The 17,752-nt window shown below is 61.6% G+C and carries 13 protein-coding genes and 1 riboswitch; of the genes, 5 read left to right on the top strand and 8 right to left on the bottom strand.

Going from position 1 to position 17,752, the window contains the following annotated elements; all coding sequences use genetic code 11:
• Nucleotides 1-75: 75 nt before the first annotated feature.
• The 3 genes from VQ071_RS01130 to VQ071_RS01120 all read right to left on the bottom strand — a co-directional run bounded on the left by VQ071_RS01130 (nucleotide 76) and on the right by VQ071_RS01120 (nucleotide 8,232).
• Nucleotides 76-4,701: an RCC1 domain-containing protein gene (locus VQ071_RS01130; RefSeq protein ID WP_340511995.1), complete on the bottom strand. Its 4,626-nt coding sequence runs from the start codon at nucleotides 4,699-4,701 to the stop codon at nucleotides 76-78.
• Between the two features lie 561 nt (nucleotides 4,702-5,262).
• A complete protein-coding gene (locus tag VQ071_RS01125; RefSeq protein ID WP_340511994.1) occupies nucleotides 5,263-6,330 on the bottom strand; it encodes an LLM class flavin-dependent oxidoreductase in 1,068 nt (355 codons plus the stop codon).
• An 84-nt stretch (nucleotides 6,331-6,414) separates the two neighbouring features.
• Nucleotides 6,415-8,232: an APC family permease gene (locus tag VQ071_RS01120; protein WP_340511993.1), complete on the bottom strand. Its 1,818-nt coding sequence runs from the start codon at nucleotides 8,230-8,232 to the stop codon at nucleotides 6,415-6,417.
• Nucleotides 8,233-8,330: 98 nt separating this feature from the next.
• Nucleotides 8,331-8,498, bottom strand: a riboswitch (cyclic di-AMP (ydaO/yuaA leader).
• A gap of 201 nt (nucleotides 8,499-8,699) precedes the next feature.
• On the opposite strand from VQ071_RS01120, the gene VQ071_RS01115 reads away from it, so the two are divergent.
• Nucleotides 8,700-9,020 (top strand): hypothetical protein, encoded by a 321-nt coding sequence (locus tag VQ071_RS01115; RefSeq protein WP_340511992.1) that lies wholly within the window; start codon nucleotides 8,700-8,702, stop codon nucleotides 9,018-9,020.
• Here the strand turns inward: VQ071_RS01115 and VQ071_RS01110 are convergent.
• The 5 genes from VQ071_RS01110 to VQ071_RS01090 all read right to left on the bottom strand — a co-directional run bounded on the left by VQ071_RS01110 (nucleotide 8,999) and on the right by VQ071_RS01090 (nucleotide 13,479).
• Nucleotides 8,999-9,295 (bottom strand): hypothetical protein, encoded by a 297-nt coding sequence (locus VQ071_RS01110; protein ID WP_340511991.1) that lies wholly within the window; start codon nucleotides 9,293-9,295, stop codon nucleotides 8,999-9,001. The genes VQ071_RS01115 and VQ071_RS01110 overlap by 22 nt on opposite strands.
• A 144-nt stretch (nucleotides 9,296-9,439) precedes the next feature.
• Nucleotides 9,440-10,234: an ABC transporter ATP-binding protein gene (locus tag VQ071_RS01105; protein WP_340511990.1), complete on the bottom strand. Its 795-nt coding sequence runs from the start codon at nucleotides 10,232-10,234 to the stop codon at nucleotides 9,440-9,442.
• Entirely contained in the window at nucleotides 10,234-11,175 is a 942-nt protein-coding gene (locus VQ071_RS01100; RefSeq protein ID WP_340511989.1) for an ABC transporter permease, read from the bottom strand. Before VQ071_RS01100 ends, VQ071_RS01105 begins: the two co-directional genes overlap by 1 nt.
• Before the next feature lie 34 nt (nucleotides 11,176-11,209).
• On the bottom strand, nucleotides 11,210-12,280 hold the full coding sequence (locus tag VQ071_RS01095) for an ABC transporter substrate-binding protein (protein ID WP_340511988.1): 1,071 nt from the start codon (nucleotides 12,278-12,280) through the stop codon (nucleotides 11,210-11,212).
• 209 nt (nucleotides 12,281-12,489) lie between these two features.
• Nucleotides 12,490-13,479 (bottom strand): catalase, encoded by a 990-nt coding sequence (locus VQ071_RS01090; RefSeq protein ID WP_340511987.1) that lies wholly within the window; start codon nucleotides 13,477-13,479, stop codon nucleotides 12,490-12,492.
• Between the two features lie 225 nt (nucleotides 13,480-13,704).
• Here VQ071_RS01090 and VQ071_RS01085 point away from each other — a divergent pair, with 225 nt between their 5' ends.
• The 4 genes from VQ071_RS01085 to VQ071_RS01070 are packed head-to-tail and all read left to right on the top strand — an operon-like array spanning nucleotide 13,705 to nucleotide 17,669.
• The gene (locus VQ071_RS01085; RefSeq protein ID WP_340511986.1) at nucleotides 13,705-14,493 is read left to right on the top strand and encodes a glucosamine-6-phosphate deaminase; all 789 of its coding nucleotides are present in this window, start codon (nucleotides 13,705-13,707) and stop codon (nucleotides 14,491-14,493) included.
• Between the two features lie 37 nt (nucleotides 14,494-14,530).
• Nucleotides 14,531-15,310 (top strand): SIS domain-containing protein, encoded by a 780-nt coding sequence (locus VQ071_RS01080; RefSeq protein ID WP_340511985.1) that lies wholly within the window; start codon nucleotides 14,531-14,533, stop codon nucleotides 15,308-15,310.
• A 57-nt stretch (nucleotides 15,311-15,367) separates the two neighbouring features.
• Nucleotides 15,368-17,197 carry a family 20 glycosylhydrolase gene (locus VQ071_RS01075; protein ID WP_340511984.1) on the top strand — a complete coding sequence of 610 codons (1,830 nt, stop codon included), beginning with the start codon at nucleotides 15,368-15,370 and terminating at the stop codon, nucleotides 17,195-17,197.
• Nucleotides 17,190-17,669, top strand: coding sequence for a GNAT family N-acetyltransferase (locus tag VQ071_RS01070; RefSeq protein WP_340511983.1), 480 nt, complete (start codon nucleotides 17,190-17,192; stop codon nucleotides 17,667-17,669). The genes VQ071_RS01075 and VQ071_RS01070 overlap by 8 nt, the downstream gene beginning before the upstream one ends.
• The last annotated feature ends 83 nt before the right edge of the window (nucleotides 17,670-17,752 follow it).

Below are 17,752 nucleotides of genomic sequence, written 5' to 3'. Positions count from 1 at the left end.
CCTGCCGCATCGGCATATTTGGCAGCATAGAAAAAGGACGATCCTCAGCCCGCCGGCTTGGATCGCCCTGCTTCATTAGCGATTAATAAGACCCGCTTGCTTCAGCAGGCGCTGCAGCATCGCGGCCGCCTCGGCCCGCGTCACATGACCGGATGGACGCAGATTGCCGCCGGCTCCTTGAATCAAGCCTGCCTGTACGGCTGTCGCTGCCTCGGCTCTCGCCCATGCGTGAATATCGGATTGATCCGCGTACGCCGATAGAATGCTTTCCGTTTCTTCAACGCCCGAAACGGACTCATAGCCCGCAAGCTTCATCGCCCGCATCACAATTGTAAATGCTTCCTCTCTCGTCAAGGTGTCGTCGGGCCGGAATCGCCCGTTCGCATCTCCCCGAAGAAGCGCATACGATGAAGCTTGCTCTACGATGCCCAGGTACCATGCGCCTGCTTTGAGGTCAACAAAGGCAGACGCAGACGCAGCTGCAGTCGAAGAAGGCAGGCCCATCGCGCGCACGAGCATCGCTGCGAATTCGGCGCGGCTGACGGCATCGTTCGGGCGGTATAGTCCGCTGCCATATCCGTTCACGATCAGTCTGGATGCCAGTTCGGCGACCGCTCCCTGCGCCCAATGCCCGGCCAGATCGGCGAATTCCGCAGCAGTCGGCCTTACGAGCGCATAAGCGCTGTTCGTCAGGCTGCGTACGACGGCATAATAGTTGCCGTCGCGCTCAATGATCTCCGTCGGCACGGGACGCAGCGTTCCGTCAGCTTCGACGACAACCGCCGTCACGCCTTTCGGATCAACCCCGGCAGGCAGCGCCAATTCTCTTTTTACATAAGAATGGAAGCGAACCACTTCAGAGATGTGATCGTCCTGCACGATCGCAAGCTCGCATGCGACGGGGGATGCAATAACTGCGAGATTCGACTGAAGCGCCGCTTGGGACAGCCGCTGCGCGACAGACTCGTCGGCCGCCCTCATTGCCAGTCGAACAGTGCCGCCTCTGCCCGTATCGCCTCGAACTTCATTCAGCGGCAGCGTGTAGCTGCCTATCGCCGTGCGCAGCTCCAGCACCGCCTGCTTGGCCTGCAAGGCTGACAGCGAAGCTGCGTCGAGCTGAACGGTGACGGCATTCGATCGAATATCCGGCGCCGAGATGACGATTATCGTGCCTTCGGCGGCGCCCGCCAGACCGGCGATCAGCGCCTGCGAACGCAGCACAATGTCCAGACTGCCGTCGCCCGTACTTGCCGCGGTTGCCATATCGGTACGTGCCGTTCCGCCGATAGTGAGACTGAAGGATGTCACCGGCGTTGGGCCCTGGACGGGGAGGACGGGATCGGGCAGTGATTGTTGTCTCTCGATATGAAGCGTGTAAGTGCAGGCGGTGCCGTCCTCTCCCGTAACGACGACTTGAATGGAGGCTGCCGTCGTAGACACCCGGATGTCCGCTGCTGCCCCCTGACGGAGGACAATCGGGCCATAGAGCCGGGCATGATCAGCATCGTACACGCTTGCCGCGATGGACTGACGATCGCTTGCAGCAGCCGCTGTCATCCGAAGGACGTACACATTAGCCTCCAATGTGATCGTATACGCCGTGGTTCCGGCGTCGAAGGCCATATTCCAGGTGCCGGCAGATAGCTCCAGCGCGTCCAGCTTTGGCTCCAGGACCGGATCGGGATCCGGATTCTGGCTCGGGTCCGGATCCGGATTCTGGCTCGGGTCCGGATCCGGTTGATTCGGATTCGCCGTCCACTGGGCGTACAGCTTCACCGCTGCGGCGCCCATCGTCAGCTTCGCGCCTGCCTGGTATGCCGTGCCGCTGCCGTCGGCAGCCAGCGTCCAGCCTGCGAACGCGTACCCGGCCTTCGCCAGGTCGCCAGTGTTGCCGAGTACCGTGAACTCGGCGCCTGCCTCATATGAGCCACTGTCCACCGGCGCGGTTCCGCTATCCGCATCAGGCGCCTCATACGTCACGCCATATGTCGGATTCGCCGTCCACTGGGCGTACAGCTTCACCGCCGCGGCGCCCATCGTCAGCTTCGCGCCTGCCTGGTATGCCGTGCCGCTGCCATCGGCGGCCAGCGTCCAGCCTGCGAACGTATAGCCTACCCTCGTCAGGTCGCCCGTGTTGCCGAGTACCGTGAACTCGGCGCCTGTCTCATATGAGCCACTGTCCACCGGCGCGGTTCCACTATCCGCATCAGGCGCCTCATACGTCACGCCGTACGTCGGATTGGCCGTCCACTGGGCGTACAGCTTCACCGCCGCGGCGCCCATCGTCAGCTTCGCGCCTGCCTGGTATGCCGTGCCGCTGCCGTCGGCGGCCAGCGTCCAGCCTGCGAATGTGTACCCGGCTCTAGCCAAGCCGCCTGTGTTGCCGAGCACCGTGAACTCGGCGCCTGCCTCATACGCGCCGCTGTCCACCGGCACGGTTCCGCTATCCGCATCAGGCTCCTCATACGTCACGCCATACGTCGGATTGGCCGTCCACTGGGCGTACAGCTTCACCGCTGCGGCGCCCATCGTCAGCTTCGCGCCTGCCTGGTATGCCGTGCCGCTGCCGTCGGCAGCCAGCGTCCAGCCTGCGAACGTGTACCCGGCTCTCGCCAGGCCGCCCGTGTTGCCGAGCACTGTGAACTCGGCGCCTGCCTCATATGAGCCACTGTCCACCGGCACGGCTCCGCTATCCGCATCAGGCGCCTCATACGTCACGCCGTACGTTGGATTCGCCGTCCACTGGGCGTACAGCTCCAGATCGGACGTTCCCATCGCTACGGTATCGCCTGCCGCATACACCTCGCCGCTGCCGTCCGCCTTCGTATTCCAGCCGACAAAGCTGTACCCTTTTCGAATAAAACCATCCGTATTGCCGAGCACGGTCACCGAAGCGCCCGCTTCGTATGCCTCGTCGTCGACCGGCCCGTCACCGCCAGTATGACCGTTGCCGCGGTAGATGACATTGTACGTCGGGTTCTTGGACCACTGGGCGAACAGCACGAGGTCCGCTTGGCCGATCGTCGCTTGCTCGTCCGCCGCATATGCGGTGCCGGAGCCGTCCGCCGCCGTGTTCCAATTGGCGAAGGTGTAGCCTGCCCGTACGAGCCCTCTAACGTTGCCCCATATAACCGCCTGTTCGCCTTCATAGTAATAGTAGTCGTCTACCGGCACCTTGCCGCCCGTGTTGCCGTTCCCTCTATAGATCACGCTATATGTAGGAATCGCCACCGTAACGACCTGCTGCATCGTATAGGCACTCTTTTGGCCTGCCTTATCCTTGACGATGACGTTGAAGTAATACGGCATGCCGTCCAAAAGGCCCGTCAGCCGCAAGCTGTCGATGTCGGCCGTATAGGCGTTCACGGCGATGCCCTTGGCCTCGATATCCGCGATGGATTGAATATTGTTCTTGAACGAGCGGTAGACGCGATATTCCAGATCTGTCTGCCCGGACATATTGTCGGATGCCTTGGCCCACGTCAGCGTCGCGCTGTCGGTCGTAACGTCGGAGGCCGCGATTGTGCCTGACGAGACTGCCGGCGGCGTGCCGTCGAGCCACGCCTTGCTCTGCACGGGAACGTTGGACGCGGCCTTATTCCCCGTGCCCAGCTGCCCGTAATCGCCGTAACCCCAGCTCCAGATCGAGCCGTCTTCGCGAAGCGCAGCGGAGGAGAAGGAATTGGCCGCAATCTGCATGACGCCGGATAAGCCGCCTATTGGTACGGGCTTGTTCCGCTGCGTCGTCGTCCCGTCGCCGACCTGTCCGTAATTATTATGTCCCCAGGCCCACACCGTGCCGTCTTCCTTCAATGCGACGCTGTGAAAGCCGCCTGCCGCGATTGCCTTCACGCCGCTCAGCTCTTGCACCTGAACCGGAACGATCCGCTTCGTTGCCGTGCCGTCCCCCAGCCGGCCTTGTCCGTTGTCTCCCCAGGCCCATACCGTGCCGTTCTCCTTGAGCGCGAGGTTGTGGTAGTTGCCCGCGGATATGGCGACGACATGGTCCAGACCCGACACCTTCACGGGCGCCGTCTGCGCCGCCGATTCTGTGTTGTTGCCCATCTCCCCGGCCGTATTCAATCCCCAGGCCCACACCGTGCCGTCCGACTTCAAGGCCATGCTGTGATAGCCGCCCGCGGATACCGCGACAATATCGCTTAGCCCGGGAACCGGTCCCGGTACGGAACGGCTGATCTTCGTGCCGTCTCCCAGCTCGCCGCTCTCGTTGTCGCCCCACGCCCACACCGTGCCGTCCTTCTTGAGCGCCAGCGTATGATAGCCGATGCCGCCCGACAGCGCCGCTACGTCGCCGATATCAATCTGCACGGGCAGCAGCCGGTCGGTCGTCGAGCCGTCTCCCAGCTGGCCGTAATTGTTGGAGCCCCACGCCCATACCGTGCCATCCTTCTTGATTGCGAACGACTGGCGTACGCCCGCCGCAATGGATACGACATCGTTCATGCCCTTCGCGGCTACCGGGATGCTGCTGTTCGTCTTCGTCCCGTTCGCCAGGCCGCCGAACTCATTGCCGCCCCAGCCCCATACCGTGCCGTCGGTTGCCAGGCCGACGCTGTGATAATATCCCGCAACGAGCTGCGGCTCGTTCGCCGGAGCGGCGGCATGTGCGCGCGGACCGTATATGGGAATGATCCCGATCAGCAGCGCCACGCACAGCCATATACTCGTGATGCGTCTCAACTTCAATTCCTCCCCCGCTTGCCGGCGCAAACCGGCTTCTAGCCGCTATTGTAGAGGAGAGGAGCGAACAATTCGATTATCGAAAGTTAATTGCGTTAAACGGAAACGCCGTTAAACGGCAAATAGCCCGCCGATTGGGCGAGCTTGCGGAAAGTTTGACGGGAGCGCGCGATCGTTGCAGGCAGGGGTGGTTTGGGACGTTTTAACGGTATCCCCTTCGATCAGGTTAGCCGCTGGCCGCTTCAGGCAGACGCCTCATGACGGGAGGGCATACCGGTCTCGTCCGCTGCAAAGTTTGCCGTCAATCCCTGACTGAGGGGGATACCGTTCAAATGCGCAGATCGGTACCGTAGCCTGCAAAATCGCCCTGAGCGAAGGGGATACTATGCAGACGCGATCGTTCAACATATTGATAGTGGGCACGAGTACGTAAATACAACGGTTATGGCGAGGCGCTTATTCGTCTGCCGCATCCGAACTGCCGCTTCCTGACCGAAGGGGATACGATGCAAACGCGGCAATAGGAGCAGGTCATATATCCCTCGCGTACCGCCCGCCCGATCAGGCCTGCGTCTCGCGCGTGATCTCCCGCCGCACGATCGGCGCCACCTTCGTGCCGAGCAGCTCGATCGCGGACAGCACCTCGCGGTGCGGCATCGAGCCGACCGGCACATGCAGGAAGAAGCGCGTCACGCCGACGCTGCGGCGCAGCAGCAGGATTTTCTCGGCGACAAATTCGGGGTCCCCGACATACAGTGCGCCGCGCAGGGTGCGCGCCGCGTCGAAGCTGTCGCGGGTGTACGGCGGCCAGCCCCGCTCGCGGCCGAGCTTGCTCATCGCGGCCTGCGTCGACGGGAAGAACTTGTCCGCCGCCTCGGCCGTCGTCGGCGCGACGAAGCCGTGCGAGTGCGTGGCGATCGGCAGCTTGGCCGGATCGTGGCCGGCCTCCGCGGCCGCCCGCTTGTACAACGCAGACAGCTGGCCGAACCGCTCCGGCATGCCGCCGATAATGGCGAAGACGATCGGCAATCCCAGCATGCCTGCGCGGATCGCCGACTCCGGGTTGCCGCCGCTGGCGATCCACACCGGGAGCGGCTGCTGCACCGGTCTGGGGTAGATGCCCAGGTCGTCGAACGACGGGCGGTGTCCGCCGCGCCAGCTGACCTTCTCCGAATCGCGGATCGCGAGCAGCAGCTCCAGCTTCTCCTCGAACAGCTCGTCGTAGTCCTCCAGGCTGTATCCGAACAGCGGGAACGACTCGATAAAGGAGCCGCGGCCTGCCATAATCTCCGCGCGACCGCTGGACACAGCGTCTAGCGTAGCGAATTGCTGGAACACGCGCACCGGGTCGTCCGAAGACAGTACGGTGACGGCGCTGGTGAGTCGGATGCGCTTGGTCACGGATGCTGCGGCAGCCAGAATGACCGCCGGCGCGGAGGCTGCGTAGTCGGGACGGTGATGTTCGCCGATCCCGTAGACGTCTAAGCCGACCTGATCGGCCAGGACGATCTCCTCGATCGCATCGCGGAGACGCTCCGCGTGGCTGATCGTCGTCCCGGTCGCAGGATCGGGCGTCGTCTCCAGGAAGGTGCTGATGCCAATTTCAAACGGTATATCGTGTTCGGCCAAGATGAATCGCCTCCTCGTTTACCCTATCATACTGATTTGCACCGCCCCATACAAACGAAACGAGCGCGCAGCAGCTTCCGATCGTCAGCGCCTCAGATGATAAGGCACGGTCGCGATGACGACGTCCTTCTGATTGTACAGGTAGGCGCGCAGCAGCAGGCTCGATTGATTGTGCAAAATATGCTGCCACCAATGCTTGGCGATGAACTGCGGAATGAGGACGGTAATATGGTCGGTCTCGGCGGTCTTCCACTCGATCGTGTCGATGAACTTCATGATCGGTCGGATGATGCTCCGGTAGCTCGAACGCAGGGTGATGAGACGGACGCCGGGATTCCATTCCTCCCACTTCTTCTCCATCCGCTCGATCTCCTCGTCATCGAAGCCGACATAGACGGCGACGACGTTGTCGGTGAGCGACTTCGCATAGCTGAGCGAGTTCATGACGACCCGGGTGACACCCGCGACGGGCACGACGATCGTGCTGCCCTTGATGCATGGCTTCTCCTTGGCGGGGTCGATGCGCAGCTGGTCGGCCGTATCGCGATAGTGCCTGTTGATCTTAAAAAAGGTCAGCATGACGATCGGCAGGAAGACGAACACCATCCATACGTGCGCGAACTTGGTGAAGATAAAAATCAACGTAATGCTGAGCGTCGTCAGCATGCCGATCGTATTGACAGCCAGCCTCGTCACCCAGCCGTGCGGCCTGAGCTTGATCCAGCGCACCATCATGCCGAGCTGCGACAGCGTGAACGGGATGAATACGCCGACCGCATACAGCGGGATGAGGTTCTCGGTATTCCCGTGGAATACGACGACGAGCAGAGCGGAGAAGACGCCGAGGAAAATAATGCCGTTGGAGTAGCCGAGACGGTCGCCGCGCACCATGAAGGCGTGGGGCATATAGCGGTCCTTCGCCAGCATGAACGCCAACAGGGGGAAGGCGGAGTATGCCGTATTGGCCGCCAGCATCAGAATAAGCGCGGTCAGCGCCTGGATAATGTAATAAATTGTGCCGCGCCCGAAGGTCGCTTGGGCGATCTGCGAGACGACCGTCTGCTTCTCGTCGGGCGCGATGCCGTACCAGTAGGCAAGCAGGCTGATGCCGATAAACATCGCGCCGAGGATCGTTCCCATCATGATCAGCGTGGCGGCGGCATTGCGCTCGGCCGGCTTCTTGAAGTTGGGAATCGCATTGGATACGGCCTCGACCCCGGTGAGTGCCGAGCAGCCGGAGCTGAACGCCTTGAGCAGCAGGAACAGGCTCACGTTGGACACGGCGGCGCCGAATTCGGGCACATGCGCGTCGACGCCGCCCACGGCGTACTTGACGATGCCCGAGCCGATGAGGACGAAGATCGCGACGACAAACAGGTAGATCGGCGTCGCCAGCACGGATGCGGACTCGGTCACGCCGCGCAGATTCATGAGCGTCAGGACGAGTATGATGACGAGCGCGATCAGGACGCGGTGATCGTGCAGCGAAGGAAAGGCGGACGTAATCGCGTCGGTGCCCGCGGAGGAGCTGACCGCCACCGTCAGAATATAATCGACCAGCAGGGAGCCGCCGGCCAGCAGACCTGTCGATACGCCGAGATTGTGTTTGGCTACGATATAGGCGCCCCCGCCTGCCGGGTAGGCGTAGATCGTCTGGCGATAAGACAGGATGAGTATGAATAGTAGTCCGAGCACCGCCAGCGAGATCGGCACCGAATACCAGACGGCCGCGAACCCCGCTGCCATGAGCACGAGCAGGATCTGCTCCGTGCCGTAGGCGACCGACGACAGGGCATCGGATGACAAGACGGCGAGTGCCTTGAATTTGCCCAGCTTCGCGCCCTCGATCTCCGCACTCTTCATCGGTCTGCCGATCAAGAACCTTTTAACTTTGCTGACCATAGCTCTGCTCCTTTGCTGTTCCGGGCCTGGTCGTGCCATCGGCAAAAAGCCGCGGGAAAGAATCTCCCGCAGCTGATTCGTCGGCGAATAGCGGCGCAGGTTCCTCTTCCGGACGCTTGCGAGGTTAGCTGTCGGATTCGGGCTCGGCAAGCAGCCCTACGCTTGAACGCATCAAGCGATTCACCCCGGGATAGCCGGCCTGGCGGGCAGCGGCTTCCTGTTGGTTCCCCCGTTCCCGCTCCTGCGGGATTCAGCGATTAGGATGTGTGATTGAACACGAAATGAATCATAAGGCACGCTCCATCTTCATGTAAACTGCCGCCGATACACATGAAACGGCATAGCGCACCGTTAGCGACGCAAGAGAGCGATTACATGCAAGCGGCTCATGCATTATCGCGTTCGGACACATTCGCGCGCGATTTATCGCAACTTTTATGACGCGAAGCCCTGCCGGGGCGCGTCAGATGCTGCGCAAGGACGTCCTCGCGCGGGCGAGCAGGGCAGATGAATTAAATTCCTGCAAATATGCAGGCTTGAAATGGTGCGCTAACCGGCCGAGCTTAATACCTGCAAATATGCAGGCTTTTCGTCCATTTGGGCGCAAATTCAGCGCCAGGCGCCTGAAAGGATGTACGGATGCAGGAATTCGCTCCGCCGCCGGCATTCGCTGCCTAAAAAGATGCACATATGCAGGCTTTGCCGATGACCATGACCATGTCGATACCAGCACCGATGATCATGCCCATGCCGACGCCAATACCGATTACCAATGCCAATGCCCATGACCCGACGCCAGTGCCGACGCCCATAACCATGCCGATGACCATGCCGAGCCAGTGCCGACGCCCATGACCATGCCAATGACCATGACCATGTCGATACCAGCACCGATGATCATGCCCATGCCGACGCCAATACCGATTACCAACGCCAATGCCCTTGACCCGACGCCAGTGCCGACGCCCATGACCATGCCAATGCCCATGACCCGACGCCAGCACCGATGATCATGCCCATGCCGACGCCAATACCGATTACCAATGCCGACGCCCATGACCATGCCAATACAGCCTGCCGATGCTTGCCGGCGTCCCTGCCGACATAACCGTTGAAGGCGTACAGCTCGAGTGAGGCCGGCAGCGAGCAGCGTCACGCCACAAAAAAAGAACGAAGCCCGCAAAGGCTTCGTCCTTCCTAACACCTATTAGCCGAGCACGACCCGGTCGTCCGCCAGCTTGTGGCCGCTGATGCGCTCGAACTCGCCAAGCAGCTTCTGGACGGTGAGGTCCTGCTTGCGGTCGGCCGGGATATCGAGAATGATGCGTCCCTTGTCCATCATGATCAGGCGGTTGCCGAGCCGGATCGCCTGCTCCATGTTGTGCGTGACCATCAGCGTCGTGAGCTTCATCTCGCGCACGATCTGTTCCGTAATGCGCGTGATCAGCTCGGCGCGCGCCGGATCGAGCGCAGCCGTATGCTCGTCGAGCAGCAGGATGGACGGCCGCGTGAAGGTGGACATCAGCAGGCTGAGCGCCTGCCGTTCGCCGCCCGAGAGCAGGCCGACCTTGGCCCGCAGCCTGGCGTCGAGGCCGATGCCCAGGCGCTTCAGCTCCTGCTTGAACAGGTCGCGCTTGCTCGCCGTCACCGCCCAGCCGAAGCCTCTCCGCTTGCCGCGCGCATACGCCATCGCCAGATTTTCCTCGATCGTCATATTGGGCGCCGTACCGGCCATCGGGTCCTGGAACACACGCCCGATCCACTTGCTGCGCTCGGATTCGGACTTCGACGCCACGGATTGGCCGCCGATCAGCACGTCACCGATATCCGGCTGCATGACGCCCGAGATGATGTTCATGAGCGTGGACTTGCCCGCCCCGTTGCTGCCGATGACCGTGACGAAGTCGCCTTCGTTCAGCTTCAGGTTGATGTCCATGAGCGCGATCTTCTCGTTGGGCGTACTCGGATTAAAAAGCTTGGATACCCCGTTCAGCTCCAGCATCAGATCGCCCCCTTGCCGCGGAATTCCGCCATCAGCTCGGCCGTGCGCCGCTTGGCCTGCTGCCGCTGCTTGGCCGTCCGGCTCACCGTCGGTATGACGAGCGCCAGGACGACGATGACGGCGGTGATCAGCTTAAGATCCGTCGTCCGCAAATGCAGCCATTCGGCGCGCAGCGCGAGCGCGTAGACGATCCGGTAGACGATCGCGCCGATGACGACGGCGAATGTCGCCCAGAAGACGCGCTTCGGCCCGAATATCGCTTCGCCGATGATGACCGACGCGAGCCCGATCACGATCATGCCGATCCCCATGGAGATGTCGGCGGAGCCGCCATCCTGCGCGATCAGCGCGCCGGACAGGGCGACGAGACCGTTGGACAGGCTGACGCCGAGGATCGTCGTCAGATCCGTGTTGCTGCCGAAGCTGCGGATCATGCGCTTGTTATCTCCCGTCGCCCGCAGCGAGAGCCCCAGGTCCGTGTGCAGAAACGCATCGAGCAGCAGCTTGACGACGGCTGCCAGCCCGATCAGCACGGCGATATATCCGAGGCGGACGTCATGCCACTCGTGGGAGGCCACGCCGGATAGCAGCGTGTCCTCGCCGAGCAGCGAGATATTCGGTTTGCCCATGATGCGCATGTTGATCGAATAGAGCCCGATCATCATGATGATGCCCGCGAGCAGGCCGTTGACCTTGCCCTTCGTATGCAGCAGGCCCGTGCAGGCGCCGGCCGCCAGACCGCCGCCGAAGGCCGCCAGCGTCGAGACCCAGGGTGCGTAGCCGTGCGTGATCATCACCGCGGCGATGCCAGCTCCCGTCGTGAAGCTGGCGTCTACGGTCAGGTCGGGGAAGTCCAGGATGCGGTACGTGATGTATACCCCGAGCGCCATCAAGGCATACATGAGGCCAAGCTCAAGCGCGCCGGTCAGAGAATGGAACAAGGACGACACCTACTCTACTATTTTTGGATGATATTTATTGGATGATGTTGTTGCTCTGGTCCTGCACCTTGCTCTTCATGCCGTCGGTCACCGTGATGCCCTCGGCCTCGGCTGCCTTCAGGTTCAGGATCAGGTCAAGCTTCTCCTGCATGCCGACCTTCAGATCGCCGATGTTGGCGCCGTTCTTGAGCACTTCGATCGCCATCTGGCCCGCCTGATAGCCGTGATCGTAGTACTTGAAGCCGTAGGTGGCGAAGGCGCCCTTCTCGACAGTGTCGCGGTCGCTGGAGAAGAACGGCAGATGGTTGTCGTTCGCCACCTTGATGATCGCGTCCACGCTGCTGACGACTGTGTTGTCCAGCGTGATGAACAGCGCGTCCGCGCGGCCAACGAGCGACTCGGCAGCCTGCTTGACCTCGGAGGTGTTCGTGACCGGCGCCTTGACCAGCTCGATATTGTGCTTCTTGAGCTGCTCCTCGGCGTTCTTCGCCATAACGACGGCGTTGGATTCGCCTTCGTTGATAACGAGGCCGACCTTCTTCACATTCGGAAAGTCGGAGGCGATGAAGTCCATCAGTTGCTGGACGGCGACCGGGTTCGTGTCCGAGATGCCGGAGATGTTGGCGCCCGGCTTGTCCAGGTTCTTCACCAGCTTCGCATCGATCGGATCGGTGACGGCGGCGAAAAGGATCGGCGTATTTTTGACGTATTGCGCCAGTGCGGTTGCGGACGGCGTAGCGATGCCGAGGACGAGATCGTACTTCTCGCCGGCGATCTTCTGGCCGATCGACAGGTTCGTGTTCTGGTCGCCCTGTGCGTTGTTGTAGGACACCTTCAGGTTCTTGCCTTCCTCGAGGCCGGCGTCCTTCAGCGCGGCGAGGAAGCCCTCGCGCGTCGCGTCGAGCGACGGGTGCTCCACGATCTGCGAGATCGCGATCGAGTAGGTCTTGTCGTCAGCCGGCGCAGAAGCGCTTGCCGATGACGACGGCGAAGCCGTCGGGCTCGCCGCTCCGCTGTTGTTGCCGTTGTCGCCTTTGGCGCCGCAGCCTGCGGTCGCCAGCATCGCGAGCGAGAGCAGCGCGGATGCCCAGATACGTTTTTTCATTTTACATGGCCCCTTGTTCTAGAAATATTTAATGCGGTTTAAATAACAGTTTAAATGTCCGAGCGACGATTCGTCAATTTAAAGCGTTGTCGTGCAACGCATGAACGCGCTAAACGAACGATCATTTTCTCCGGAAATCGAATCTCCCATACAAGCGCTTTCATTTATATGGTAATCGGCATAAAAAATGGCCCTGAACGCGGGCCGCTTCATTCGCCTAGACGTCGTCGCCTCCATGATTCGCCGTACACCGGGCTGCGGAAGCGCAAAATCGGATCGTCCGACGGCTCGATGCCGGGCCCCGTCGCGGTCGGATCCATCGCAAGGCCGTCCGCGTCCGGATCGTCGATAACGTCCGTCACGTCCAGCATTCCGGCGTCGATCCGATCTCGGTCGTCCGGCCACGGCAGCGTCGGATCATCCATCGGATCCTCCTCCCGCCCCAGCACGATGTTTAAGCGGAAGCGAATCGGCCCTTCCTTCATACGCGCGGCGACATCAAGCTCCAGATAGTCCTCCGGCAGCGACCTGAACTCCGCCATCGGCAGCGTCTCGACGCCGAGTTCCGGCATCCACTCGAACTTGACCGGACGGCGATTCCCTGCTCCATCGATTAGGTTAAAGACGTGAATTGCATAGTATCTGCACGTCGCGTAGCTGGCAGGAGGCAGGAGTTTGCCTATATGCATAAGGCTGTGCCGCGCCTCCGGGAAGTGCGCAGCCAGCTCCGCTGCGGCGGCGACGGCGCCGATGCCGCCTCCCTTCAATCGGTTTGCTTCCTTAATTAAGTCAAGGAAGGACTCGGGTGTCTTGGCGAAGAAAACCGGGATCGTGACGGCCGTCAGCACCGAAGAATCGCTTCCCGGCGGCCCGAATCGCACGGCCAGCCCCTTGCCCGGCGACAGCAGATCGGGCAGCGATGGATCGGACGAGCTGCCCGAGAACCGGACGAACGCCTCTATCTCCCTGCCTTTCTCGCACAAATGCGCTGCCGTCGTAATCCCGGCCGCCAGGCCGCTGGGCGTAAATACGGCGCGGCAGCATACGCCCTTCGCATGCGCGCGTCTTTCCCCCGGATGGACGCCGGACAACCCTTCGAGCGCATCGACGGTCCGGCCCGCCAGATGCGTATCACCGCCCGCTTCGACGGCTCCGGCAGCCGAAGCGATCCGGCCATGGCCTGCAACAGGTTTATGCACCCATCGTTCACCTCCTGATGATGAATAGCCGTCCGCGTCTGTCAGCCGGCGATTGTTATATTTACCCTTTATGCGTCTCGCTACTCGGTTCGCGCTTCGGGCACGCCCTCCGCTGTGCCGATCGGTCAAATCAGTCCCGGTAACGGTCAATTTTTTTTGGAGGCGTCTTGCTATATTGAAGTGGCAATCGACTGCGCCGTACTGTGCGAATTGGAGGAATGCACGATGAGTCAATCCATGCTTTTCCCCGTCTATTCTCTGTTAAAGGACAGCCTGCGGACGCAGGTTTACGCCGACAGGCGGCAGCTCGGACAGGCGGCATGCCGCGACTTCGTCGTCAAGCTGAAGCCGTTGCAGGCGGCCGGCCGCGGCGCTCGCATCGTATTCGCGGCGGCGCCCTCGCAGGACGAATTTCTCGAAGCGCTCGCCGCCGAACCCGGCATCGATTGGAGCCTCGTCACCGCCTTTCACATGGACGAGTATATCGGCTTGCCGGCCCGCGCCTCTCAGCGCTTCGCGCATTATCTGAACGAGCGGCTGTTCGACAAAGTGAAGCCCGGGCGGGTCCATCTCATGAAGCCGGACGACGACGCCGAAAAGGAAGCGCTTCGATACGAAGGACTGCTCCGCGAGGCGCCGATCGACATCGTCTGTCTCGGAATCGGAGAAAACGGCCACCTGGCCTTCAACGATCCGCCGGTCGCAGACTTCGACGATCCCCGCTGGGTCAAGCCCGTCGAGCTTGACGCGGACTGCCGCGCGCAGCAGGTGAACGACGGCTGCTTCGACGCCCTCGAGCGCGTACCGACGCATGCGCTCACGATGACCATCCCCGCTCTGATGTCGGCGATGCATCTGGTATGCATCGTACCGGGACTGCGCAAGCGCGAAGCGGTGATGCGCACGATACACGGCACGGTCGAGGAAGCCTGCCCCGCCACCGCGATGCGCCGTCATCCGAGCTGCACGCTGTACGCGGATACCGATAGTTTCGGCTACAAGCAATCCGTCTAACGAATTTGCAGGTTACTTTGACAAGGAGGTTGCTAAAATGAACCAAAGACCGCTGTCCGCGCAAGACGATATTATGGGGGCTTACCTGACATATATAACGGAACTGCTCGAAGAGATCCGCAGCGAGCCGCGAGATCGCCTGCTGGAGGTGGCGGGCTTGCTGGCCGATCATATTGCGCAGGACAAGCTCGTCTATTTATACGGGCCCGGCGGGCACTCGAACATGAACGCCACGGAAATTTTTTTCCGCGCAGGCGGGCTCATGCACATCAGCGCCATTCTCGACGAAGGCACGATGATCTCGAACGGCGCGCTGCGCTCGATGGCCGTCGAGCGCACGCCCGGCTACGGCAAGCTCGTCATCGAGGACAACAGGCTGGGTCCGGGCGATATTCTGATCTTGGCCAACGCCTACGGCATTAATACCGCCTGCATCGATGCGGCGTTAACGGCCAAGAGCCGAGGCGTCGTCACCATCGCCGTCACCTCGGTCGGCCATGCCGATGCAACGCCCAAAGACCACCCTGCGCGTCACCCGTCCCGGCTCAATCTGTACGAAGCTTGCGATTATTTTCTCGACAGCAAGGTCAAGCCGGGCGATTCCGCGCTGCCGATCCAGGGCCTTGAGCCGAGGATGGGCTCGACGTCCACGTTTGCCAACGCCTTTTTGCTGAATTCCCTGATGATGACTGCAGCCGCCCTGCTCGCCGAGAAAGGAATCGAGGTTCCCGTATGGCGAAGTGCCAACGCGCCCGGCGGAGACGAGTGGAACAACCGGTTCATCGAAAGGTTCAAGGGCCGCGTGCGATGGCTGTAGGAAGGCTAGCAAAGGACCGCGGCGTCAACGATTCGCGAACGCAAGGGAGGATTCGTCATGAAGCTGGACTTGATCCCGCAACCGCAGTATGTGCGTGAACTGATTGAAGACAGGCAAGATGTGCGGCCGCCGGCTGCCAATCTGGATGGCATGCGCGTCAAGCTGCTGATGCCGCGGTCCGACGACAGGCTGTCGAAGCTGGCACGGGAGTTGTTCGGAGAAGCGAATGTCGCGGACGGCCAGTCGCCCGATACGTACGCCCTGATCTCCGAGGACCGGCCGCGACGGCGCGAAGCTGCCGAGGAACGTCTGGCCGGACGCCACGACGGCTACGTGCTCCGCATAGGCGACGGCGGCTTGTCGCTGCACGCCCGCGAGGCGTCCGGCTTGTACTACGGCCTGAAGACGCTGCTCCAGCTCATGCGCAGGTACGATCCGCTGCCTGCCGTCGAGATTGCGGATTGGGCGGACTTGCCGCTCCGCAGCGATTATTTGGACCTCCGCACCGTATATCCGACATTCCCCAATATACTGGCGTACATCGCGGAGATGTCCGAGTACAAGCTCAATACGCTCGTCGTCGAATATGAAGACAAGCTGCCGTTCAGACGCCATGCCTTCCTGCGTCATTCCGAGCTTGCGATGACCGACGAGGAGCATACGCTGCTGCTCGAGACGTGCAGAGACCACTTCATCGAGGTCATCCCGAAGCAGCAGTCGTTCGGCCATCTGGAGTTCATCCTGAAGCATCCTCCCTATATCGCGCTGCGGGAGACGCCGGACAGCGTGGGCGAGCTGTGTCCACACCGGCCGGGCGCATTCGACATGATGGCCGGCATCCTCGAGGAGGTCGCGGCGATGCATCCGGACAGCCGCTACCTGCATATGGGCTGCGACGAGGTGTGGAGTCTCGGAGAATGCCAGGCCTGCCGCGCCTCCGGGCTGACGCGCGAGGCATCCTTCATCGCCTTCGTCAACCGGCTCGCCGCCCGCGTCCGCGAGCTCGGCAAGCAGCCGATGATCTGGCACGACATGCTGATGCACGCGTCTCATGACGAATTGTCGGCGCTCGATCCCGAAGTGACCGTCGTCGTATGGATTTACGGCGGTCACCGCATGAAGCGGGACGCGCTCGACATGATCACGCGGCTGAGGCGAGCGGGATTGTCCGTCATCGGCGCCTCTTCCGTACGCTGCTGGGACGACGAAGGGGACCAGAACTATCCCGTCATCCGCAATCGCCTCGCCAATATCCTGAACTGGACGACGTTGGCCGAGACCGAGCAGCTTGGGGGCATTATCGGCACGAACTGGTCCGCGCCGTTCGCGCTCGGCAGCCCTTACGGACTGTTCGAGACGTCGCGCTATCCCGCCTTCTTCTCCGCCGACCAATGCTGGAATCGTCGTTCCGATCCGGCTACGTTTTTGCCGCGTTTCCTATCGCAATATCATGGCATCGAAGACGCGGCGACGGCAGCGGACGGCTACGAGATCGCGGACTATTACCAGCTCGTGCCTGATCTGCTGCCTGCGATTGCCTTGAATCGTCAGACCGCCGAGCTGATCGGCGCGATGATCCAATATGAGATTCCGGCCAAGCGCCGGCTCCCGCTGTATACGTTTCTGTTCAGAGGCGAATTATACCCGGGCGAGGAAGTCATGACGAGCCTCAAAGACAAGCACCGAACGGGCTACGCCGCGCTTGAGGCCGCGAAGCTTGCCATGCGGCGGGCCCTTGCGCCTTTGCTGCCCCCGGCCATGGCCGAGCTTTTTATCGCTTCGAGATTTTACCGATTCGGCTTGTATGAAGCCAAGCTGCTGGAGCTGGCCGCTCCGGCGGAAGATCGTCGCGGAGAAGGCGAACAGGAGGAGGATGGCCATGCCTGATATGTTGGTCAAGCTGTACGAGCTGCCTGACGACCGGGGCGAGCTGGCCGCGCTCGAGTCGCAAGGGATACGAATCGTGCGCGCCATGACGGCGGACAAGGGACGGTTGGCGGACTTCGCAGGAAAACACTTCCCGGAAAACTGGCGCAGCGAGTGCGAATGCGCCTTCGGCAGGCTGCCGTCCTACGCCTTCATCGCGGTGAGAAACAAAGAAATCGTCGGCTTTGCGCTGTACGACGCGGTCGTACGCAACTTCTTCGGTCCGACCGGCGTAGCGCCGGACTGCCGGGGATCGGGCATCGGCAAGGCGCTGCTGCTAGAGACGCTGCGGGCGATGCGGGACGAAGGCTACGCCTATGCCGTGATCGGCTGGGTGGAGGAAGCGATCGGCTTCTACGCCAAGACTGTCGGCGCGACGGTTATTCCGGACTCCTTTCCCGGCGCATACAAGAACCTGGTCGCATTGAACTAAAGCAGCTCCTTAAATGCGCACGCAGCCGTTCCTGACGCAAAGGGATATTGTTCAAACGTGATCGAGGGGGATTATCCACCGCC

This window comes from Cohnella sp. 56, assembly GCF_037963805.1.
Lineage (GTDB): Bacteria > Bacillota > Bacilli > Paenibacillales > Paenibacillaceae > Cohnella.
The sequence above is the reverse complement of the archived record's forward strand: the minus strand, read 5'-3'. Positions and strand labels throughout refer to the sequence as shown.